Source organism: Dyella thailandensis (assembly GCF_050749815.1).
Taxonomy (GTDB): Bacteria; Pseudomonadota; Gammaproteobacteria; order Xanthomonadales; family Rhodanobacteraceae; genus Dyella_A.
The window spans coordinates 1,363,949-1,385,382 of record NZ_CP192735.1 but is presented as its reverse complement, the minus strand read 5'-3'; the positions used below and the strand labels follow the sequence as shown (position 1 = coordinate 1,385,382).

The 21,434-nt window shown below is 68.1% G+C and carries 21 protein-coding genes; 13 read left to right on the top strand and 8 right to left on the bottom strand.

All coding sequences use genetic code 11. The annotated features are described in order from the left end of the window. The 5 genes from ACQVBX_RS06455 to ACQVBX_RS06435 all read left to right on the top strand — a co-directional run bounded on the left by ACQVBX_RS06455 (nucleotide 1) and on the right by ACQVBX_RS06435 (nucleotide 5,621). Entirely contained in the window at nucleotides 1-1,017 is a 1,017-nt protein-coding gene (locus tag ACQVBX_RS06455; RefSeq protein WP_431637264.1) for an MraY family glycosyltransferase, read from the top strand. A 7-nt stretch (nucleotides 1,018-1,024) separates the two neighbouring features. After that, entirely contained in the window at nucleotides 1,025-2,920 is a 1,896-nt protein-coding gene (locus ACQVBX_RS06450) for a polysaccharide biosynthesis protein (RefSeq protein WP_431637262.1), read from the top strand. Beyond that, complete coding sequence (gene galU, locus ACQVBX_RS06445; protein WP_431637260.1) at nucleotides 2,921-3,796, top strand: UTP--glucose-1-phosphate uridylyltransferase GalU; 876 nt, start codon at nucleotides 2,921-2,923, stop codon at nucleotides 3,794-3,796. A 117-nt stretch (nucleotides 3,797-3,913) separates the two neighbouring features. Beyond that, on the top strand, nucleotides 3,914-5,203 hold the full coding sequence (locus ACQVBX_RS06440) for an NAD(P)/FAD-dependent oxidoreductase (RefSeq protein ID WP_431637259.1): 1,290 nt from the start codon (nucleotides 3,914-3,916) through the stop codon (nucleotides 5,201-5,203). A 67-nt stretch (nucleotides 5,204-5,270) separates the two neighbouring features. Beyond that, the gene (locus ACQVBX_RS06435) at nucleotides 5,271-5,621 is read left to right on the top strand and encodes a tRNA-binding protein (RefSeq protein ID WP_431637257.1); all 351 of its coding nucleotides are present in this window, start codon (nucleotides 5,271-5,273) and stop codon (nucleotides 5,619-5,621) included. Between the two features lie 6 nt (nucleotides 5,622-5,627). Here the strand turns inward: ACQVBX_RS06435 and ACQVBX_RS06430 are convergent, their stop codons facing one another. Beyond that, entirely contained in the window at nucleotides 5,628-6,899 is a 1,272-nt protein-coding gene (locus tag ACQVBX_RS06430; protein WP_431637255.1) for an MFS transporter, read from the bottom strand. A 70-nt stretch (nucleotides 6,900-6,969) separates the two neighbouring features. Between ACQVBX_RS06430 and ACQVBX_RS06425 the strand changes: the two genes are divergently transcribed. Continuing rightward, nucleotides 6,970-7,578, top strand: a complete 609-nt coding sequence (locus ACQVBX_RS06425) for a TetR/AcrR family transcriptional regulator (RefSeq protein WP_431637253.1) — start codon at nucleotides 6,970-6,972, stop codon at nucleotides 7,576-7,578. A 7-nt stretch (nucleotides 7,579-7,585) separates the two neighbouring features. Here ACQVBX_RS06425 and ACQVBX_RS06420 read toward each other — a convergent pair whose 3' ends face one another. After that, complete coding sequence (locus ACQVBX_RS06420; protein ID WP_431637251.1) at nucleotides 7,586-8,530, bottom strand: MBL fold metallo-hydrolase; 945 nt, start codon at nucleotides 8,528-8,530, stop codon at nucleotides 7,586-7,588. A 158-nt stretch (nucleotides 8,531-8,688) separates the two neighbouring features. Between ACQVBX_RS06420 and ACQVBX_RS06415 the strand changes: the two genes are divergently transcribed. After that, nucleotides 8,689-9,093 (top strand): GFA family protein, encoded by a 405-nt coding sequence (locus tag ACQVBX_RS06415; protein WP_431637250.1) that lies wholly within the window; start codon nucleotides 8,689-8,691, stop codon nucleotides 9,091-9,093. 64 nt (nucleotides 9,094-9,157) lie between these two features. On the opposite strand, the gene ACQVBX_RS06410 is transcribed toward ACQVBX_RS06415, so the two are convergent. Together ACQVBX_RS06410 and ACQVBX_RS06405 are read right to left on the bottom strand one after the other, a co-directional pair. Further along, nucleotides 9,158-9,859, bottom strand: coding sequence for a pirin family protein (locus ACQVBX_RS06410; RefSeq protein ID WP_431637248.1), 702 nt, complete (start codon nucleotides 9,857-9,859; stop codon nucleotides 9,158-9,160). 123 nt (nucleotides 9,860-9,982) lie between these two features. After that, entirely contained in the window at nucleotides 9,983-10,996 is a 1,014-nt protein-coding gene (locus ACQVBX_RS06405; protein WP_431637246.1) for an NAD(P)H-quinone oxidoreductase, read from the bottom strand. 144 nt (nucleotides 10,997-11,140) lie between these two features. On the opposite strand from ACQVBX_RS06405, the gene ACQVBX_RS06400 reads away from it, so the two are divergent. Then, a complete protein-coding gene (locus ACQVBX_RS06400) occupies nucleotides 11,141-13,075 on the top strand; it encodes an esterase/lipase family protein (RefSeq protein ID WP_431637244.1) in 1,935 nt (644 codons plus the stop codon). Nucleotides 13,076-13,210: 135 nt separating this feature from the next. Continuing rightward, nucleotides 13,211-14,020, top strand: coding sequence for an META domain-containing protein (locus ACQVBX_RS06395; RefSeq protein ID WP_431637243.1), 810 nt, complete (start codon nucleotides 13,211-13,213; stop codon nucleotides 14,018-14,020). 121 nt (nucleotides 14,021-14,141) lie between these two features. On the opposite strand, the gene ACQVBX_RS06390 is transcribed toward ACQVBX_RS06395, so the two are convergent. Both ACQVBX_RS06390 and ACQVBX_RS06385 read right to left on the bottom strand, forming a co-directional pair. Beyond that, on the bottom strand, nucleotides 14,142-15,029 hold the full coding sequence (locus ACQVBX_RS06390) for a formate/nitrite transporter family protein (protein WP_431637241.1): 888 nt from the start codon (nucleotides 15,027-15,029) through the stop codon (nucleotides 14,142-14,144). Continuing rightward, a complete protein-coding gene (locus tag ACQVBX_RS06385) occupies nucleotides 15,029-15,460 on the bottom strand; it encodes a PepSY domain-containing protein (RefSeq protein ID WP_431637239.1) in 432 nt (143 codons plus the stop codon). Before ACQVBX_RS06385 ends, ACQVBX_RS06390 begins: the two co-directional genes overlap by 1 nt. 162 nt (nucleotides 15,461-15,622) lie before the next feature. On the opposite strand from ACQVBX_RS06385, the gene ACQVBX_RS06380 reads away from it, so the two are divergent. Then, nucleotides 15,623-16,225: a molybdopterin-dependent oxidoreductase gene (locus tag ACQVBX_RS06380; RefSeq protein ID WP_431637238.1), complete on the top strand. Its 603-nt coding sequence runs from the start codon at nucleotides 15,623-15,625 to the stop codon at nucleotides 16,223-16,225. A gap of 55 nt (nucleotides 16,226-16,280) precedes the next feature. On the opposite strand, the gene ACQVBX_RS06375 is transcribed toward ACQVBX_RS06380, so the two are convergent. Then, complete coding sequence (locus tag ACQVBX_RS06375; RefSeq protein ID WP_431638125.1) at nucleotides 16,281-17,297, bottom strand: GlxA family transcriptional regulator; 1,017 nt, start codon at nucleotides 17,295-17,297, stop codon at nucleotides 16,281-16,283. Between the two features lie 2 nt (nucleotides 17,298-17,299). Beyond that, complete coding sequence (locus ACQVBX_RS06370) at nucleotides 17,300-17,866, bottom strand: cysteine hydrolase family protein (protein WP_431637236.1); 567 nt, start codon at nucleotides 17,864-17,866, stop codon at nucleotides 17,300-17,302. Between the two features lie 301 nt (nucleotides 17,867-18,167). Between ACQVBX_RS06370 and ACQVBX_RS06365 the strand changes: the two genes are divergently transcribed. From ACQVBX_RS06365 to ACQVBX_RS06355, 3 genes are read left to right on the top strand one after another with little or no spacing between them, the layout of a single operon-like run. After that, nucleotides 18,168-19,460 (top strand): efflux RND transporter periplasmic adaptor subunit, encoded by a 1,293-nt coding sequence (locus ACQVBX_RS06365; RefSeq protein WP_431637234.1) that lies wholly within the window; start codon nucleotides 18,168-18,170, stop codon nucleotides 19,458-19,460. After that, nucleotides 19,457-20,176 carry an ABC transporter ATP-binding protein gene (locus tag ACQVBX_RS06360; protein WP_431637233.1) on the top strand — a complete coding sequence of 240 codons (720 nt, stop codon included), beginning with the start codon at nucleotides 19,457-19,459 and terminating at the stop codon, nucleotides 20,174-20,176. The genes ACQVBX_RS06365 and ACQVBX_RS06360 overlap by 4 nt, the downstream gene beginning before the upstream one ends. Next, nucleotides 20,176-21,384: an ABC transporter permease gene (locus ACQVBX_RS06355; RefSeq protein WP_431637231.1), complete on the top strand. Its 1,209-nt coding sequence runs from the start codon at nucleotides 20,176-20,178 to the stop codon at nucleotides 21,382-21,384. The genes ACQVBX_RS06360 and ACQVBX_RS06355 overlap by 1 nt, the downstream gene beginning before the upstream one ends. Nucleotides 21,385-21,434 lie beyond the last annotated feature (50 nt).

The window sequence follows — 21,434 nt, the reverse complement described above, 5'->3', positions numbered from 1 at the left end:
ATGGTGTCGAATTTGCCAGGGCTGGCCTTGCTGATCCCCTTGTTGTCGTTCCTGCTGTCGGCATGGCTCGTGCGGGGAGCCATCGGCTATGCGCATCGGCGCGGCATGCTGGATCAGCCCGGTCAGCGCCGCTCGCACAGCACCCCGACGCCGCGCGGTGGCGGGATCGGCATCGTCGTGGCGGCGCTGGCGCTGCTGCCGGTGTGCCTGTCAGCGCTGCCGGCGTCGCAGTCGATCACCGAGACCGTGGCGCTGTGGATAGGGCTGGCGCTGGTGGCGGCTACCGGATGGTGGGACGACCATCGGCCGCTGCCGGTCGTTCCTCGCCTGGCCGTTCAGTCGCTCGCGGTACTGGCGCTGGGGGCGGCGCTGGTCGCAGCCGGAACGCCGGCCTGGTGGCTGCCGTTGCTGCTCGTCGCCGGCGTTGGCAGCATCAACGTGCACAACTTCATGGACGGTATCGACGGCCTGCTCGCGCAGCAGGCCATGCTCGTGTTCGCCGGGGTGGCCGTGCTCGCGGCAGACCGGGCGGCGTGGTCGCTGGCCATCGCGGCGCTGGTCGTGACCTTCGCCTGCCTGGGCTTCTGGATCTTCAACCGGCCACCGGCCCGCATCTTCATGGGTGACGTGGGCAGCGGGTCGCTCGGTTTCCTGGTGTTTGCCCTGGGCGCCTTGCTGTGGTCGCAGCATGCGGCGCTGATCTGGCCGCTGGCCGTGTTGTGCGCCGCGTTTCTCACTGACGCGGGATTGACGCTGTCAGTCAGGATCTGGCGCGGTCGCCGCTGGTACAGTGCGCACCGCGAACATCTTTACCAGTGGCTGGTGCGCAAGGGGGCGACGCACCGGCAGGTGGGTACGGGTTACCTGGTGTGGAACCTCGTCGTGTGCGCGCCGCTCGCGGTGCTTTCCTGGCACGAGGGAGACAAGGGATGGTGGCCTTGCATCGCAGCCTATGCATTGGCCGCCATGGTATGGACAAGGTTGAAGCGGCGCTGTCTGCGTCGCCGGCCGGCTTAGGAATCACATGTCAGTGCGCAAGACCATCGCCGCGATCCATCCTCGTGCAGCCGTAGCCCTGCACGATCTTTTTGTGGCTGCTCTGGCCTGGTGGGCGGCCAAAGCGCTGCGCTACGCGTTGATGCCGGACGTCGCCGTGGCGTTTGCGCCGCTCGAATTTCCCTTGGTTCTGGCCGTCCAGAGCCTGTTGTTCAGCTGGACCGGTCTCTACAAGGGCGTCTGGCGCTTCGCGAGCCTCCCTGATCTTTGGAATATCCTGCGCGCGGCGGTGCTCGGTGGGTTGGCGATCGGGCTGGCGCTGTTCCTTTATAACCGGCTGGCCGGCGTGCCTCGCTCGGTCCTCTTGCTCTACCCGGTCGTTCTGGCAACCCTTCTTGGCGCTCCACGCCTGGTCTACCGGTTCTGGAAGGACAGCCGGCTGGACCTGTTCGAATCGAAGGCGGTCAAGCGGGTGCTGATCGTGGGCGCTGACCGGGCCGGTGAGGCGCTGTTGCGCGACCTGCGCCGAGACAGTCGCTATTCGGTGGTGGGCTTCGTCGATGACCAGGGCAATCTGCGCGGCGCCAAGATCGCCGGTTACCCCGTGCTCGGCACGCTGGATCAGTTGCCGGATGTAGCGCGCGAGACGGCTGTGGAAATGCTGCTGATCGCGCTGCCGGGCGCGTCCACGGCGCAGATGCGCCAGGTGGTCGAATTGTGTGACAGCACCGGCTTGCCGTACCGCACCGTGCCGCGTCTGGAAGATGTCGTCGCTGGCCGCGCGCACTTCAACGAAATCAAGGAAGTGGCGATCGAGGATCTACTCGGACGCGATGCGGTGGAGCTGGACTGGACCGCCATCCGCGAGAACCTCACTGGGCGGCGGGTGCTAGTCACCGGTGGCGGTGGCTCGATCGGCTCGGAGCTGTGCCGGCAGATCGCGCGGCTCGGTGCGCAGGCGCTCACCGTGGTGGAGAACAGCGAATACAACCTGTACCGCATCACCAAGGAGCTCGCTGCCGACTACCCGGAGCTGATCCTCAACGGCGTGCTGGCTGACTGCAGTGACCGCGTGGCGATGAGCCACGCGTTTGTCGAACATCGTCCCCAGGTGGTCTTTCACGCTGCGGCATACAAGCACGTGCCACTGTTACAGAACCAGCTGCGTACGGGCTTTCGCAACAACGTACTGGCCACGCGCAACGTGGCCGAAATGGCGCACGAACACGCTGTGGAGTGCTTCGTTCTGATTTCCACCGACAAGGCGGTCAACCCCACCAGTGTGATGGGTGCCTGCAAGCGCATCGCCGAGATCTGGTGCCAGAACCTCAGCGCGCGCTCCCAAACGCGCTTTATCACCGTGCGTTTCGGCAATGTGCTCGATTCGGCCGGCTCGGTGGTGCCGTTGTTCCGCCAGCAGATCCGTGACGGTGGCCCGGTGACCGTCACCCATCCGGAAATGTCGCGCTATTTCATGACCATTCCGGAGGCCTGCCAGCTGATCCTGCAGGCGTCCAGCCTGGGCAAGGGCGGCGAGATCTTCGCGCTGGACATGGGCGAGCCGGTGAAGATCCGCGACCTCGCCGAGCAGATGATCCGGCTGGCTGGTAAGAAGCCCGGCACCGAGATCCCGATCGTGTACACCGGCCTGCGTTCGGGCGAAAAGCTGTTCGAGGAGTTGTTCCACGCGCTGGAAAACTACAGCGCGACCGCGCACGCCAAGATCTTCCTCGCGCAACACCGCGAGGTGGCGTGGGAGCTGTTGCAGGCTGCGATCAACAAGGCGGCCGAGGCCGTCGATCGATTCGATGAGGAAGAATTGCGCCGCTGTGTGTCGAGTCTGCTGCCCTCGTTCCGTTGGAGCGATACGGCGCAGCCGGCCAATGTGGTGTCGATTCGTCGCCAGGAAACAGGAGAGAAGTAAGTGAGCAAACCGCTGCGCAAGGTCGTGTTTCCCGTTGCCGGTCTCGGCACGCGTTTCCTGCCCGCCACCAAGGTGGTGGCCAAGGAGATGCTGCCTGTGCTCGATCGTCCGTTGATCCAGTACGCGGTCGACGAGGCGGTGGACGCCGGCGCGGATACTCTGATCTTCGTCACCAACCGCTACAAGCACGCCATTGCCGACTACTTCGACAAGGCCTACGAGCTGGAAGCCAAGCTGCAGGAAAAGGGCAAGGCGGAGCTGCTGGCGATGGTGCAGGGCACGCTGCCCAAGCATGTGCGTGCGATTTTCGTGACGCAGCCCGAAGCACTCGGCCTCGGCCACGCCGTACTTTGTGCCAAGCCGGTCGTTGGCGACGAGCCATTCGGCGTGATCCTGCCGGACGATCTGATCTGGAACGGCGCGCGCCGCGGCGCGCTGGGTCAAATGGCCGATCTGGCGCTGTCACAGAGTGCAGGCGTCATCGCCGTGGAAGAAGTCCCGCACGACGAGACCGACAAGTACGGCATCGTCGACGCCACGCCGGTCGACGAGCGCAGCGCCGCCATCCGGCACATGGTAGAAAAGCCCAAACCCGCCGACGCGCCGTCGAACCTGGCGGTGGTGGGCCGCTACGTGTTGCCGGGCCGCATCTTTGAGCTGCTGGAGCAGACCACGCCCGGGGCTGGTGGCGAAATCCAGCTCACCGACGCGATCGAGGCTCTGCTGAAGGAGCAGGGCAAGGTGCTGGCGTACCGCTTCGAAGGCACGCGCTTCGACTGTGGCAACAAGGCCGGTCTGGTGCGCGCCACCATGCACATGGCCATGCAGGATCCGAAGCTGGCCGCCGTGGTGCGCGAGTTCGCCGCCGCGCACTGAGGCTCGTCCGGGGCGGGGTGATCTCCCGTCCCGCTGGCGTGTATGCCTTCAGCGTTCGCGCGCCGTCACATGCGGCGTTATGCTCGCCGCTTCATGGTCCCCGGCTCGGCGTCCCCCATGCACCCGTCCTCGGCACCCTCCTACTATCGCGCCACCGCCAATCCTTATCCGGCCTTCGCCCCCCTGCAGGGAAGACGCGAGGCACGGGTGGCTATCGTTGGCAGCGGTTACGCCGGGCTCAACACGGCGCTGGGCCTGGCCGAGCGCGGCGTCACGGATGTCGTGCTGCTGGAGCGTGAGCAGGTCGGCTTCGGTGCCTCCGGGCGCAATGGCGGGTTTGTTTTCGGCGGCTATTCGCTGGGCGAGCGCGCCTTGCTCGATCAACTCGGGCCCGAGCGCGCCCGCACGCTTTTTGCACTTACCACGTCCGCCGTGCACCGCATCCGCGACCGTGTGGCGCGCTACGCCATCTCATGCGACGCCGTGGACGAGGGCGTGATCTGGGCCAATTGGTTTCGCGATCCCGGGGTTCTGCGGCAGCGCCAGCAATTGCTCGCCAAGCAGTACGGTGTGGAGTGGGGGTGGCTGGCACAACAGGAGTTGCGCGAGCGTGTGCGTAGCGAGCGCTATTTCGACGGGCTGTACGAGCGCGATGCGCTGCACCTGCACCCGCTCAACTACGCCATCGGCCTGGCGCAGGCGGCTGCGGCGCAGGGCGTGACGATCCACGAGGAAAGCGGCGTACGGCGGCTGGAGCGGGACGGTTTGCGCTGGCGTATCGCCACCACGCAGGGCGAAGTGCTGGCCGACCATGTGGTGCTGTCATGTGGGGGCTACCTGTCGGGCCTGCACAAGACCATCGACCGCGCCATTTTGCCGATTGCCACGTACGTGATGGTCACCGAGCCCCTGGGCGACCGGCTGGACGACTGCCTGCGCACCCGTGCCGCGATCTACGACAGCCGCTTCGCCTTCGACTACTACCGCCCGCTGCCCGATCGTCGGCTGTTGTGGGGTGGACGCATTTCGGTGCTCAACCGATCGCCCCAGGCAGTGCAGCGCCTGCTGACGCGCGACCTCTTGCGGGTATTCCCCCAGCTCAAGGGCGTGCGCATCGATTACGCCTGGTCTGGCCTGATGAGCTATGCGCGCCATCAGATGCCGCAGATCGGCAGCGACGGCAACGGCCTGTGGTGGGCGCAGGCCTTCGGCGGTCATGGCGTCGCGCCGACCTGTGCCGCCGGCGAGCTGGTTGCCGCGGCGATCGCCGAAGGCGACGAAGGCTGGAAGCAGTTCGCCGACTACGGCTTGCCCAGCACGCATCGCCCCGGCGGCTTCGTCGCGGCCCAGGCCACCTACTGGTGGCACGAGTTCAACGACTGGCTGAAGACACGCCTGGAAGGGTGACCACCGACGCTGGGCGACGTTGCGTATTCCGGTTAACGTGCGCTTCTTTGGCCGCGTCAGCCCGAGCATGTCCGACAGCACACCCAGCACCGAGATCGCCTGGAGCGACTTCGAAAAGGTCCTCATCGTCGCCGGTACCGTTGTCCGCGTCGAACCGTTTCCGGAAGCCCGCCGACCGGCGTGGAAAGTGTGGGTGGACTTCGGCCCCTACGGCGAGCGCAAGACCAGCGCGCAGATCGCCGCCCTGTACCGCGCCGAAGACCTGGTCGGCCGGCAGATCGTCGGGGTGATCAACTTCCCCGAGAAGCAGATCGGACCGTTCCGCTCGCAGTTCCTTCTAACCGGCTTCCACACCGACCAGGGCGTAGTGATCACCACGGTCGAACGCCCGGTACCCAACGGTGCGCGGCTCAGTTGAGCGCGATCATCCGGCCAGGGCCGACGCTTCGGCCGGAGCCGCGCGACGGATCATCATGGCGGCTACCGCAGCGAGCACACCGCCGACCCCGGCGATGACGAACGGCACCACGTAGTTGCCATCCACCGTGCGCAACCAGCCGGCGAGGAACGCTGCCGTGGCAGCGCCAATCTGGTGGCCCGCTGCGACCCAGCCGAACACCACCGGTGCATCGTGCTCGCCGAAGGCTTCGGTGGCCAGGCGGATGGTCGGCGGCACCGTGGCGATCCAGTCCAGGCCGTAGAACACGCCAAACACGCCCAGGGCGGCGAACGAGAAATCGGAGTAGGGCAGCCAGATCAGCGACAGCCCGCGCAGGCCGTAGTACATGAAAAGCAGCTTGCGCGAATCGAAGCGGTCGGTCAGCCAGCCCGACAGCGTGGTGCCGACCAGGTCGAACGCCCCCATCATCGCCATAACACCCGCCGCACGTACCTCCGGGATGCCATGGTCGCCGCAGAAGGCGATGAAGTGCGTGCCGATCAGTCCGTTGGTGGTGAAGCCGCACATGAAGAAGGTGCCGAACAGGAACCAGAACGTGCCCGTGCGCGAAGCCCGGATCAGCGCGCCGAACGCGATCGCCAGCAGTGGCCGTCGTGGCGGGGCGACCGGTGCCGCCGTGGCGCCGTAAGGCAGCAAGCCGATGTCCGCGGGACGCTCCGGCAGCAGCCAGGCCACCAGCGGAACCAGCGCCGCGCAGGCTGCCGCCACCGTCCACACCACCGGGCGCCAGCCGTGGTGCGTGGCGAGCGCAGCGAGCATCGGCAGGAAGATCAGCGTGCCGGTCGCCGTACTAGCGGTGAGCAGACCCATCATCAGGCCACGGCTCCGGACGAACCAGCGGTTCACTACCGTGGCACCGAGCACCATTGCCACGCAGCCGGAGCCGACGCCGGAGAACACGCCCCAGCTCAGCAGCAGTTGCCAGGACTGGGTCATCCATCCGCTGGCAGCGATCGACGCGGCCATCAATGCCAGCGCACCGATCAACGTGCGACGAATGCCGATCGCCTGCATCAGCGCTGCGGCGAACGGCCCCATCATGCCGTAGAAGAAAATGCCCACCGCGGCGGCCAGCGAGATACTTGCGCGACTCCAGCCGAAGGCTTCGTTCAGTGGGACGATCAGCACGCCGGGCGTGGAGCGCACCCCGGCAGCGACCAGTAACGCCAGAAAGATCACGCCGGCGACGACGAATACGTATTTCTGGCCGAATGGCCGGGTGCGGGATATAGTCATGTTACCGATCGGTACAGGTGGTTCGCGGATCATACGTACCGGTCGGTAACATCGTCAATCGGAAACACTCATGGCCACGAAACGCAGCTCCGATCCGGTGCATGACGAACCAGCGGACAAGCCACGCGCTGCCGAGCGCATCCGCAGCACCGCACGCGAACTGTTCTACCGCGAAGGCATCCGCGCGATCGGCGTGGAGCAGATCGTGCAGGACGCCGGTGTGACCAAGCCCAGCCTGTATCGCAGCTACGCGTCCAAGGACGACCTGGCGGCAGCCTATCTGCGCGACTACGACGCGGAATTCTGGGTGCGGTTCGAGCAGTCGGTCGCCGCACATCCGGGCGACCCGAAGGCGCAGTTGCTCGATTACTTTCGCGGACTGGCCGAACGTGCGGCCAAGCCGGGCTATCGCGGCTGCGGGCTCACCAATACGGTGGTGGAGTACCCCAGCGCCGACCATCCGGCGTGCAAGGTGTCGCAGGCGCACAAGCGCAAGCTGCGCAAGCGGCTGACCGCCATGGCCGAGGCGATGGGCGCGGCTTCGCCCGAGACCTTGGCCGACGGACTGCAACTGCTGCTCGAAGGCACCTATACGTCGGGGCAATTGTTCGGACGCGATGGACCGGCGCGGTCGCTGGTGGCGGTGGCCGATCGGCTGATCGACGCGTCCTGCGGCTGAGTCCGCGTCAGGCGCTACGCCGCCGTTCGTTGTCCAGCCACACCTCCAGACCTTGCGCGTTGAGCGTGATGTCCATACCGAGCACCAGGGCCTCCATGGCATCGCGACCTTGCAGACAGCCATGCGCCTCGGCGCGGCTGGCATAGAGGTCGGCCAGCGATGCCTTGAGCACCTCGTGCCGGTCCGGCTTGCCATCCGCGGCACGCGCGAGCTCCAGCATCGCATCGATCTGCAGGTGCAGTTCCGCAGCCAGGCGCTCCACCTGTTCCACCCGGCCGTAGTGGGTGAGGTACATCGCTTCGGGCTTCATCGCGAGCAGGCGGTCGATGGAGTCATGTAGCGCTTCCGGATCGAACTGCACCGGTGAGGTGGTGGGGATGATGAACGCGCCCTTGTCGGTATCCAGCTCGCGGTAGGAGAGTCCGAACGTATCGCCGGTGAAGCACACGTTGGCTTTTTCGTCGTAGATGGCGATGTGGTGCTTCGCGTGACCGGGCGTCTCGATGCACAGCAGCGGCCGGTTGCCCAAGGGCACGATGTGGCCGTCCGGCGCTTCCACCACGCGTTCGGCAGGCACCGGCCGCAGCCGGCCATAGGTCTCGTCCATCACCGCCTCGCCATACACGGCGCTGGCGCCGGCCCACAGCTGCGAGGGATCGATCATGTGACGTGCGCCGCGCGGGTGTACCACCAGTTTCGCGTTTGGCAGTTGCGCGATCAGCTCCCCGGCGCCACCGGCGTGATCCAGATGCACGTGGGTCAGGATCAGCCAGTCCACGTGTTGCGGGGTGAGCCCGGCCGCGTCGAGCGCGGCCATCATCCGCGGCACGGCGTAGTTCGTGCCGCAGTCGATGAAAGCCGCGCGATCGCCGTCCACTACGAGGTAGGCAGCGTCGAACTGCTGCCGTACGAAGCCGGTATCGATGGTGTGGATGCCGTGTTCGTTGGCCATGCGTGCCTCCGCTGAGATTCAGCGCTTGAGGGTAGCAAGCCGGGGCGTGACGGGCAGTTGAACCTTTGTCGGATGCGCGGGAGACGAAGCGGTCAATGGCCTGCCCCGATGACGGGCAAGCGATAATCCCGCCATTCCCAGCCCATGGAGAGAGAGGCATGCAAAGGACATATACCGGCAGCTGTCATTGCGGAGCGGTGAGCTTCGAGGCGGACATCGACCTCGCAGCGGGGACCAACAAGTGCAATTGCTCGATCTGCACCAAGACCCGCAACTGGAATGCCATCATTCGCCCCGACGCGTTTCGCCTGCTGGCCGGGGAGGACGCGCAATCGGCCTACGAATTCGGCCGCAAGGCCATGCAGCACCTGTTCTGCCGCACGTGCGGCGTACGCAGCTTTGCGCGCGGCTACGTGGAGGAAATCGGCGGCCATTACGTGGCGGTGCAACTGGCCTCGCTCGACGACGTGGATCCGGCCGAGCTGATCGACGCGCCGGTGCGCTACGCCGACGGGCGCCATGACAACTGGCATCACGCACCGGCCGAAACCCGGCACCTCTGACCCCCAAAGCAAAACGGCGGCCTTGCGGCCGCCGTTTTTGTCACCGCTTCCGTGCGCGCGTGCCTCAGGCCGCTGCGTCCACGAGCACCAGCTCGGCGTCTTCCAGCGCCGTCACGCGCAGCGCCGGTTCGTTGCGGATGGCCGCACCGTCGCGGGCGTCCAGCTTCACGCCGTTGATCTCGACCGAGCCGGTCGACGGCACCAGGTAGGCCTGGCGGCCATCGGCCAGCACGTAGGTTGTGCTCTCGCCGGCCTTCAGCGTGGCGCCCAGCACGCGGGCGTCGGTGCGCAGGGGCAGGGCGTCGGCGTCGTCGGCAAAGCCGCTGGCCAGCGCCACGAACCTGCCCGAACGCTCGCCGCGCGGGAACGGCTTGGCACCCCACGACGGCGGTTTGCCGGTTTCGGTCGGGATGATCCAGATCTGGAAGATCCGCGTGGTGCCCGGCTCCAGGTTGTACTCGCTGTGGGTGATGCCGCTGCCCGCGCTCATCACCTGCACGTCGCCCGCTTCGGTGCGGCCCACGTTGCCCAGGTTGTCGCGGTGGGTGATGGCGCCCTCGCGCACGTAGGTGATGATCTCCATGTCGCCGTGCGAGTGCGGCGGAAAGCCGGTGCCCGGGGCAATGGTGTCGTCATTCCACACGCGCAGCGCGCCCCAGCCCATGCGCTTGGGATCGTGGTAGCTGGCAAACGAGAAATGGTGCTTGGCGTTGAGCCAGCCGTGGTCGGCACCGCCGAGGCTGCTGAAGGGTCTGCGTTCAATCATCACGTTCTCCCAGATGGAGGCGCCGGCTGGCGCCATGGGGTGAACGATAGGCTTGTTTCCCAAATGCGCCCAGACGCGCAAATGGAACTGACTGTTGTCGTATTGGCGACATTTGGGAAACGATCAGCCTTCCCACGTCAGCACAATCTTGCCGATGTGCTGCGAGCTCTCCATCAGCGCATGCGCCTGGGCTGCCTGCTCGGCCGGGAAGACCTGGTGGATCACCGGCCGGACCGCCGCGCGCTCGATCAGCGGCCACACCACCTCGTGCAGCCGCCGGGCGATCGCCGCCTTGAACGCCACCGGCCGGTTGCGCAGGGTGGAACCGGTGACCGTTTGGCGCCGCCGCATCAGCGCCCCGGCGTTGAGCTGGATGTCGGCGCCGCCCAGCGTGGCGATGATCACCAGCCGGCCGCCCTCGGCCATCGCCTCCAGCTCGCGCGGCACGTAGTCGCCGGCCACCATGTCGAGCACCACGTCCACACCGCGGTCGTCGGTGAGCCGCTTCACCTCGGCGACGAAATCCTGCGTGTGGTAGTTGATCGCGGTGGCGCCCAGCGCTTCGCAGGCGCGGCACTTGTCGTCGCTGCCGGCGGTGGCGAACACCCGGTGGCCCAGCGCGTGGGCGATCTGGATCGCGGTGACGCCGATGCCGCTGGAGCCGCCCTGCACCAGCAACGTCTCGTCTGCACCGCCTTCGCCGTGGCCGAGCTGGCCGCGGTCGAATACGTTGCTCCATACGGTGAAGTAGTTTTCCGGCAGCGAGGCGGCTTCGACCAGGCTCAGCCCCTGCGGCGCCGGCAGACACTGGCCCAGCGGCGCCACCGCGTACTCGGCGTAACCGCCGCCGGCGAGCAGGGCGCACACCGCGTCACCGGGTTTGAGGCCGAACGGGTTGGTGCCGGCGAAGTCGCCGTCCACCAGCGTGCCGGCCACTTCCAGCCCGGGCAGGTCGGAGGCGCCGGGCGGCGGCGGGTACTTGCCCTGGCGTTGGAACACGTCCGGCCGGTTCACGCCGGATGCCGCCACCTTGATCAGCACCTCTCCCGGGCCGGGCACGGGACGCGGCCGCTCGCAGTCGACGAGCGCTTCGGGGCCGCCGGGCTGGCGGATTTCGATGGCGCGCATGCTGGTCATCGGGTCTTCCTCGTGGATCGCTGAAAGCGGGCATGATCGCCCATCGGTGGTGCAGGGTGCGCGATGTACCCTGGCGCCTTCATCGCGGGGGGACGCATGCGGCGAGGTTGGCAGAAGGGTGCGACACAGCGCGCGTCGGCGTTCATGCGCCTGGTTCGCGCGGCTTCGGCGATCTTGTTTGTGGCCCAGCTTGCCGGCTGCGCGCTGGTCCACGTCAAGCAGGACAATCCCCGCACCTACGACGAGAACCGCCGCGGCGACGTGCTCACCACCGGGGCGCTGAGCTTCGCCACACGCAACGCGATCTCTCGCCTGGGCCTCGATCCGGACGACTGCGTCGACGTCGCCATGCCCTGCATTCAGGCGCTACGCCAGGCGACCCTGCTCGACACCGACGCACGCCTCTCGGCGCTGGCCGAGCTGGCGCTGGGTGAGGCACTGAACGCCGACAAGACCACCAGCGATACCGACGCTCGTCGCGTCAGTGCCTATCTCGACGCGGCGCGCTACGCGTACGCCTACCTGTTTTTCGGTGACCGCTCGCCGCGCGAGCGCGCGTTCGAGGATCGCCAGACCCAGATGCGCGACAGCTACAACTACGCCGTCGAGCGGGTTGCCGCGTTGATGTTCGAACAAGGGCAACGGGCGGGGCGCGCCCATCCGCCGGCGCCGGGTCGCACCGAGGTCGTGGACGGCTGGCAACTGCGCTACGGCAGCATCGAGCTGGTGCTGCCGCGCGGTGCGCCGAAGCTGGAGGCGATGGTGCCCGCCTCTCGTCTGCGCATCGACGGCCTGGCCAGCATTTATCGGCGCGATGGGCTGGGCGCCGAGGTGGTGATGGTCGCCCGCCCCGCGGCGCAGGTCCGGCGCAACCCGGCGCAGCCGTTCGCCGATACGGGCTATCTGCCGGCCACCGTGCTGTTGCGCTTTCCCGGCGATTCGCTGGGCGCCGTGCTCGATACCCGCGAGGCGGTCATCGATGCGCTCGATCCGTATCGCCGCGACACCACGCAAATGGACGGCCAAACGGTCCCGCTGGCCGCCAATTTCAGCGCGCCGTACGCCCTGTGGCTGGCCGACTCGGGTTTCGCCCGCAAGGCCATCGACAACCTGCTGGGTCGGGACAACGCGCTCGATCACCCGCGCGTGTTCCTGATGCAGCCGTACGACCCCGAGAGGCTCACCGTGGTGATGATCCACGGCCTGGCGTCCAGCCCCGAGGCCTGGGTGAACCTCGCCAACGAGGTGATGGGCGACGAGGCGCTGCGCAAGCGTTACCAGATCTGGGAGGTGTACTACCCGACCAACGTGCCGATCCCGGTGAACCTGGTGCAGATCCGTGCGGCGCTGGCGCAAACCTTTGCCACGCTCGACCCGGCCGGTGCCGCACCGGCCAGCCACCACGTCACGCTGATCGGGCACAGCATGGGCGGCGTGATTGCGCGGCTGCTGGTGGTGAACAGCGGTGACGCCTTGTGGCAACGCATCTTCCACGCGCCGCCGGAGTCACCGCGGCGCAAACGGCTCGCTGCGCTGGCGCCTTACCTTTCCATCACGCCGCTGCCCGGCGTGGACGAGGCAATCTTCCTGGCGGCGCCGCATGCCGGCACGCCCGTCGCCGGCCACTGGCTGGCGCGCCTGGCCACCAAGCTGATCCGCCTACCCAAGACCCTGCTCGATGCCACCGCGCGCATTGCCGATGCGCTGGCCGGCGAGCTGCCCGAACAGGCCGCGCTGTTCCGCACCGCCCCCACCGGCGTCGACCTGCTGCGTGACACCAACCCGTACCTGCGCGCCACCGCGCAACTGCCGATCGCCCCGGGCGTGCGCTACCACTCGATCATCGCCCGTCGCAGTGCGGAGGGTCCGTTGGAGCAAGCCGACGATGGCTTCGTCCCCTACGCCAGTGCGCATCTGGCGGGCGCGGCCAGCGAGAAGGTGATCGTCTCGGGCCACAGCGTGCAGGAGACGCCACAGGCGATCCTGGAGATCCGCCGCATCCTGCGCGAACACGCGGGCATCGCGCCGCAGGATGGGGTGACGCCCGCATCTTCTACGCCGCCGCGCAGCAGTCGCTGAAGGCGGCGAAGCACGCGGCGCGGGGCCAGCGGAAGCACGAGCCCGCTGGTTGTCCTAACGATTTCCGTGCATGGCCGGCGCTAAGTCCGGCCACCGTCTGCGCGTGGGTCGCGCGACATCACAAGGAGAGTCCGCATGTCGATCGGTCGTGTGTTGATGGTGCTGTTGTGCCTGGGGCAGGGCGCCTGTTCGATGTCATCGGCCGCGGCGGGCGGCGAGGTGCGCGGTGCTCCCGTCGTCGCGCCGGTCGAGGCGGTCGATGCTTCCACCTTGGCCGGTTATCACTGGACGCTGCAGTCCGCTAGCGATGCGCAGGGTGCGCGTATCGCCGCTCTGTTTGTGCGCCCCGATCGCCCAGTGCGGCTCGACTTCGCCGATGGCCGCCTGTCGATCAGCCAGCTGTGCAACGCCAAGGCGGCTCCGTATCGCATTGAGCAAGGTCGCCTGCTGCTCGGTCCCATGCTGTCGACCATGATGGCCTGCGTGCAGCCGGAGCTGGATGCGCTGGATCAGGCCGTGGTGCGGCGGCTCAGCGGCAAGCCCGCCATCAGCCTCGACCGCGAGGGCGCCATGCCGCAGCTGAAGCTGGTCACCGCCAGCGGAGACGTGCTGCTGTTCACCGGCCAGCCCACGGCGGAAACCCGGTACGGCGGTCCCGGTGCCACGGTGTTCCTCGAGGTGGCGCCGCAGGAGGTTCCCTGCACTACCCCGGTGTCCCGCGGTGCGACCTGTCTCAATGTGCGCGAACGCCACTACGATCGTCACGGCCTGAAAGCCGGCGAGCCTGGCCCGTGGCACGCGCTGGTGCAGACCATCGGGGGGTACACGCATGCGCCAGGCGTGCGCAACGTGTTGCGCGTCAAGCGCTACGCCAGCGGCACCCAGGCCGGCGACGTGTACGTGCTCGACATGGTGGTGGAGTCGCATAGCCCGACCCCGCCGTGAGGATTCACGTGCTCGTGCGCGATGCAAGGATGGGCGACTGAGGCGGCGGAAACGTTCAAGCGGGTGGGCGCCCCCGAACCATGTCGCGCTTCGGGAGATCCGCCCGGCGCCAGCCGCCGGTTCAACGATGCGCCTTCTCGTCCTCGTTTTCGTCGTCGCTGCGCACCTGCGCGTGGCTGATCAGCGCAAAGATCAGGCTGCCGCCCACGATGTTGCCGGCGAGCGTCGGCAGGGCGAAGCGCATCACGTAGTCGGTCCAGCTCGCCGCACCGTCGAACACCAGGTAGAGCGCTTCCACCGAGCCCACGATGATGTGGGTGAAGTCGCCCAGTGCGATGACGTACGTGATGATCACGATCACCGCGATCTTGCCGCGCTCGGCTGCCGGCAGCAGCCACACCATGGTGGCGATCAGCCAACCCGCGGCAATGCCCTTGGTGAACATCTGCCACGGCGTGTTCTGCATCAGCGCCTTGCCTGCGGCATGCAAGGCGTCCTGGGTGGGAGCGCCGAGTATCTGCATGTTCAACACGCCCCAGGCGAACAGCGCGCCGCCGACCAAGTTGCCGGCCAGCACCACTCCCCACAGCCGCAGCAGACAGCCGAGCTTGCCCCAGCCCGGATCGGTCATCAGCGGCAGCACCGCCGTCATCGTGTTCTCAGTGAACAATTGCTGGCGCGCCAGGATCACCACCAGAAACCCGAACGGGTAACCTAGGCTCTCGATCAGGAACGCACCCGGCAAGCCTTCCGTGTGGCGGTGGAGCAGGGCGCGCGCCAACATCGAGAAGCCCATCGTCATGCCCGCCGCCAAGGACGACCAGCCCAGCGCCGACACGTTGCGCGCCAGTTCCTGCTCGCCTTCGCGGCGGATCGTCTCGTGCAGCACCACCGGGCGCGGCGGGCGCAGGTGGTGCACGTCGCCGCGCTCCTCGCGAGACAAGGCGAAGCCGTCACCTTCCTCCTGCTTGGTCGGCTCCTCGGTGGGCTGCTCCTTGGACGTGGGCATCAGTCGTCCGTTCCGATCACCTTGCCGGTATCCGGGTCGATGGTGAGCTTCACGTCCTTGCCGGCGCTGTTCTCGGCCTTGGCCTGCCACACGCCGTCGTCGAACTCCACGTCGTGCACGTCGGTATAGCCGGCACTGGCGAGCGAGGCGCGCACGTCGTCCTTGCCCAGGCGCGACACCTTCTGTTCGTCCGCGTAGGCCTTGCCGCTGACCGGGTCGATGCGCAGGTCCAAGTGTTCGCCGTTGCCGCTGCGGGCATCGGCGCGCCACATGCCGTGCTTGAACTTCAGGTCGTCGATGTGGCTGTAGCCCTGATCCTGCAGGTGGGCGCGCACCTGCGCCTCAGTGAGGGCGCGGTGGTTGTCGGACTGCGCCAGCGCGGCGCCGCTGCTGCCCAGGGCCAGCGCGAGCGTGAGGGCGATCGTTTTCATCGCAGGCATTTCCAGTGGGAGGGAGTGGCGAGTCTTGGCCCGCATTGATCAGCGCGCGGTGAAAGCCGCGTCGTCGTGACGTAGGGCGTTCAGGGCCGCGTGTGCGGCGGCGATTTGCTTACGGTGCTAAGTTCGCCGACGCCGCACCGCCAAGGGCCCGCCATGTCCACTTCCGATGCTGAACATCCGCCCCCCGACGGCCATCCGCGCCTGCCGCCACGACAGGTGCTCACCGCCAAGTTCCCGGTGATGTCGATGGACGCCACGCCCGCGCTGGACATCGCCGACTGGTCGCTCACCCTCAAGCACGGCGTGCGCCCGCTCAAGCGCTGGGATTGGACGGCCTTCAGCGCGCTGCCGCGGCAGCGCATCGTGCGCGACATCCACTGCGTCACCCGCTGGTCCAAACTCGACACGGCCTGGGAAGGCGTGATGCTGGATGACCTGCTCACCGACGCCGGCCTCGCCCCGCCCACCGGCTTCCTGCTAGCCCACAGTGCCGACGGCTACTCCACCAACCTCATCGCAGCCGACCTGCTCGACGGCCGCGCCATGATCGCCACCCACTACGACGGCCAGCCGCTCGCCCCCGCCCACGGCGGCCCGGCCCGGCTGCTGGTGCCACATCTGTACTTCTGGAAATCCGCCAAATGGCTCACCGGCCTGCAATTCACCGCGCGCGAAGAAGCCGGCTTCTGGGAACTGCGCGGCTACCACCTGCGCGGCGATCCGTGGAGTGAGCAACGCTTTGCGGAAGGTGGATAGATCTCGCGGTCTGCTGGCAGCGCGATGGGATAGGGCGCATCCACGATGGCCGCCATCATCCGGCGGAGGACCCGGGCGGTGTTTCACCGCGTGGACGGCGCGCGCGGGACGGTGTGTCCCCGGCGCTGCCCAGCCGGCTCCACGCTCGGCGCAACTGCACGTCCGAACTGAAGCCGGCCAGTTCCGCCGCCTGGCCGACGCGGGCGCCGGCGCGCAGGGCCGCTTCGGCGGTGGTCAGGCGGATGCGTTGCAGGTAATGCAGCGGCGAGGTGCCGGCGTGCAATGCGAACAGCCGCGCGAGATGTCGGGGCGAGACGCAGGAGACGCGCGCCATCGCCTCCACCGTCCAGTCGGCCTGCGGTTGCTGGCAGATGGCGTCCTGCAGACGGTGCAACGGCAGGTGCAGGTGGCCGCGATGGGCGAGGAACGGCGACAGTTCCGGGTCGGCCGGGCCGCGGCGCAGTGCCACTACCATCGTCTCGGCCACGCGTGCGGCGACCAGCGGGCCGCAGACGTCGGCGATGCGGTGCAGGATCAGGTCGATGCCGGTGGTGACGCCGGCGCTGCTCCACACCGCGTCCGCGGCGACGAACACGCGATTGGCCACCACGCGGCAATGCGGTGCTGCCGCGCGCAGTTCGTCCAGATGCTGGTGGTGGGTGGTCGCGTCGCGGCCGTCGAGCAGCCCCGCATGCGCGGCGAGCAGGCTGCCCGCGCACACGCAGACCAGTTCGCGCCGGCCTTCCTGCAGCTGCAGTGGGCGCAGCCAGTCGAGCAGGCGACGTGTGGTCGGGCGGCGCACGTTGAACGCGCTGCCCGCTTGCCCGAGCAGCACGATCCAGGTGGAGCGCAGGTCGTCCTCACGTAGCACCGGCAGCGGCGCGATGTCCCGCAGCCGGATGCCGACCGAGGTCATCGGCTCGGGATCGGGGCCGACGAACTCCACCGCGAAAGCCGGCGGCTGGCCCTGTTCGGCCAGCACGCCGTTGGCGATGCGCAGTGCTTCCGCCGGGCCGGCCCAGTCCAGCGCCAGGCTGTCCGGCAACAGGGCGAACAGCACGCGCACCGGCATTTTCACGGCTGCGACCTGGCTCGCCGGACGGCCTCGTCCACCGTGCACAGAGTGGCGAAGCGGTCGCGCAGCACCGTCTCGGTGCGCTGCACGATGTCGTCGGCGCGCAGCACGCCGCCATCCGGCGTGGTCATGTCGAAGGTGAGCGTGGCGGCGGTCACGTAGTCCACCTCCCAGCCGAGGTCCGAAGCGTTGCGCGTGGTGGTCTCGCAGCACTGCTCGGTGCGGATGCCGCTGACGATCAACCGGCGGATGCCGTGCTGCACCAGCCAGACGTCCAGTCCGGTGCCCACCAGGGCGCTGTGGCGGGTCTTCACGAACTGCGCGGCGGCGTCGAACTCGACCAGGCCAGCGATGGGGCGGACGTGGCCGGAGCGGGCGGAGAAGGGATTGTCGGCGCTGTTCGGACCGTCCTGGTGCAGGATGCGCACCACCGGCACACCGGCGGCGACGCACTGCTCGATCAACGCGTTCTGGGCCGCCAGGTAGGCCGCGAAGCGATCCTCACGGAAGTACGCGCGGTGGCGGAAGGATTCCTGCGCATCGATCACTAGCAGACATGTTTTCATGGAACGCTCCGGTGGGGTTGGAGTCGCCATTTTCAGGAGTTCCCAACGATACCGAGCGCCAGCCTGCGACAGCAAACAGACAAAATCGGACATGGCTATCCTGACAGGGTTCGAGTGACCCGGGGTACATCGTGCGGTGTCGCCCACCGCCTTGATAGACATCAAGGCCCGGATTGACTGCCCGGCCTAGGCTGAAAGCTGATGGCCAGGGGCCATGCACGAGCAGGGCCGGTGATGAGGGTTTCGAAGCGCAAGTGTCGGCGGGGTGGCGGTCATGCTGACGCCCTCGGGTAGACGTGCTATGGCCGCGCCGGCGGCGGAAGAGGCCTCGATGGCGGCGGTGCTGGGCGCCGGTAGCGCAGGCAAAGGTGGACGCTGGCCTCGGCTCGCACGCTGGTTGCTGCTACTGGCAGGCACACTGGCGCTTGCTTGGGTGGGCTACGTGCTGCTCCGCCGGAGCAGTGCCGCCGCGCAGCCGCGCTACCAGACGGCCGAAGTCACCCGCGGCGACCTGGTGGTGACGGTGGCGGCCACCGGCAACCTGCAGCCGACCAACCAGGTGGATGTGGGCAGCGAGCTGTCCGGCATCATGGAAGCGGTGCGGGTGGACGTGAACGACACGGTGAAGCGCGGCCAGGTGCTGGCGCAGCTGGACGTGTCGCGCCTCAAGGACCAGATCGCCAGCGCACGGGGTGCGCTGGCCGCGGCCCGCGCCCAGGTTGCGCAGGCTGCGGCGACGATCACCGAGACGCGACTGCAGGTGAGCCGGCTCACCCGCATGTTCGCCAGCAGTGGTGGCACGGTACCGGCGCAGGTGGATATCGACACCGCCCAGGCCGCGCTGCAGCGCGCGCTGGCCGCACAGGCCAGCGCCCAGGCCGCGGTGACGCAAGCGCAGGCGGCGCTGAGCACCGGTGAGACCAACCTCGCCAAGGCTTCGATCCGCTCGCCGATCGACGGCGTGGTGTTGACGCGTTCGATCGAACCGGGCCAGACCGTGGCCGCCTCGCTGCAGGCGCCGGTGCTGTTCACGCTGGCCGAAGACCTGTCCAAGATGGAGCTGCAGGTGGACGTGGACGAGGCCGATGTGGGCCAGGTGCGCAACGGCCAGCGCGCCACCTTCACCGTCGATGCGTATCCCGGACGCGAGTATCCGGCGCAGGTGCGGCGGGTGGGCTTCGGCTCACAGACCAAGGACGGCGTGGTGTCCTACCTCACCGTGCTCACGGTGAACAACGATGACCTCAGCCTGCGCCCGGGTATGACCGCCACCGCAGCCATCGTGGTGAGCGAGCACAAGCAGGTGCTGCTGGTGCCGAGCGCGGCGTTGCGCTTCACCCCCGCCTCGGCCAACGCTGCGCCATCGTCCGGCGGGCTGGTGAGCAAGCTGATGCCGCGGCCGCCGCACGGCGCCAGCCGCCCCGCCGCCGGTGGCAACGGCAAGGCGCGGCAGGTGTGGGTGCTGCGCGACGGGCAACCGGTGGCGGTGCCGGTGACGCTCGGTGCCAGCAATGGCCAGCTCAGCGAAGTGGCCAGCGACGCGCTGCAGCCGGGCACGCGGGTGATCACCGAGAGCCTCGGCGGTGCGCCGTGAGCGCGGCCGCCGGCGCGTCGCCGCCGCTGATCGAGCTGGTCGGCGTCACCAAGACCTACGGCCAGGGCGCGGTGGCGCTGCAGGCGCTGCGCGGCGTGGACCTGGTGGTGGAGCAGGGCGAGTTCGTGGCGATCATGGGGCCGAGCGGCTCGGGCAAATCCACCGCGATGAACATCCTCGGTTGCCTCGACGTGCCGACCACCGGCAGCTACCGCTTTCGCGGCATGGCGGTGGAATCGCTCACGCGCAACCAGCGGGCGCTGCTGAGGCGGCACTATCTGGGCTTCGTGTTCCAGGGCTACAACCTGCTGGGGCGCACCTCGGCGCTGGAGAACGTTGAGCTGCCGCTGCTGTATCGCGGCGAGCCGCCAGCCGCGCGCCACGCCGCGGCGCGTGAGGCGCTGGCCGCGGTGGGGCTGACCGGCTGGGAGCATCACGCGCCGGCCGCGCTCTCCGGCGGCCAGCAGCAGCGCGCGGCGATCGCCCGCGCCATCGTCACGCATCCGGCGGTGCTGCTGGCCGACGAGCCCACCGGCAACCTCGACACGCTGCGCAGCCGCGAGATCATGGACCTGATCGTGGCGCTCAACCGCGACCGCGGTATCACAGTGCTGATGGTGACCCACGAGCCAGACATGGCCGCCTACGCGCGGCGCGTGGTGCGCTTCGTCGACGGGCGGGTGGAGAGCGACACGCGCCAGGCGGTGACGGCCTGATGCTCTGGAACACGCTGCTGCTGGCGCTGAAGGAGATCCGCCGCAATCTCACGCGGAGCTTCCTCACCGTGCTCGGCATCCTGATCGGCGTGGCTGCGGTGATCACCATGGTGACGCTGGGCAACGGCGCCACCGCCGCGGTGTCCGCGCAGATTTCCAGCCTCGGCAGCAACCTGCTGATGGTGCGTCCGGGTCAGCGGCTGGGGCCCAGTCGCGATACCGCGGGCGCGGCGCCGTTCCGGCTGGCCGACGCCAGCGCCATCGAGAGCCAGGTAGGCGAACTCAGCAGCGTGGCGCCGGTGGTGTCGCGCACGGTGACGGTGGTGCACCTGGCCAGCAACTGGTCGACCAGCGTGGTGGGTACTACCAATGCGTACTTCAGTGCCGGCAGCTGGAAGCTCGCCGGCGGACGCGTGTTCCTCGATGGCGAGCTGCAGGCCGGCAAAGCGGTTTGCGTGCTGGGCGAAACCACCCGCAGCAAGCTGTTCGGCAGCGAGAATCCTGTAGGCAGTGCGATCCGCGTCAAGCAGTTCGCCTGCGAGGTGATCGGCCTGCTGGCGGCGAAGGGGCAGTCGTCGATGGGGCGCGACCAGGACGACGTGATCGTGATGCCGCTGCGCACCGTGCAGCGCCGCCTCGCCGGCAACCAGGACGTGGGCATGCTGCTGGTGTCGGTGCGCCAGGGCGCCTCCACCGCGCAGGCCAAGCAGCGCATCGAGGCGCTGCTGCGCGAGCGCCGACACATCGCGCTGGGCCAGGAAGACGACTTCAACGTGCTCGATACGCGCGAGATCGCCGACATGCTCTCCAGCACCACCCGCGTGCTCACCCTGCTGCTCGGCGCGGTGGCGGCGGTGAGCCTGCTGGTGGGCGGGGTGGGGATCATGAACATCATGCTGGTGTCGGTCACCGAGCGCACCCGCGAGATCGGCATTCGCTTGGCGGTCGGCGCGCTGGAACGCGAGGTGCTGGGACAGTTCCTGATCGAGGCGGTGGTGCTGTCGTCCATCGGCGGCCTGCTCGGCGTGCTGCTGGCGACAGTAGGCTCGATCGTGCTGGCGCGTGTGCTGCAGGTGCCGTACCTGTTCGGCCTGCCGATCAACCTGCTGGCATTCGCTTTCTCGGCGCTTATCGGCGTGGTGTTCGGCTTCTTTCCGGCGCGGCGTGCGGCGCGGCTCGACCCGATCGAGGCGCTGCGGCACGAGTAGGGCACGCCGGCGCCCGCATGGGGGATGCCCGATGCTGCTGCGCCAGTGGA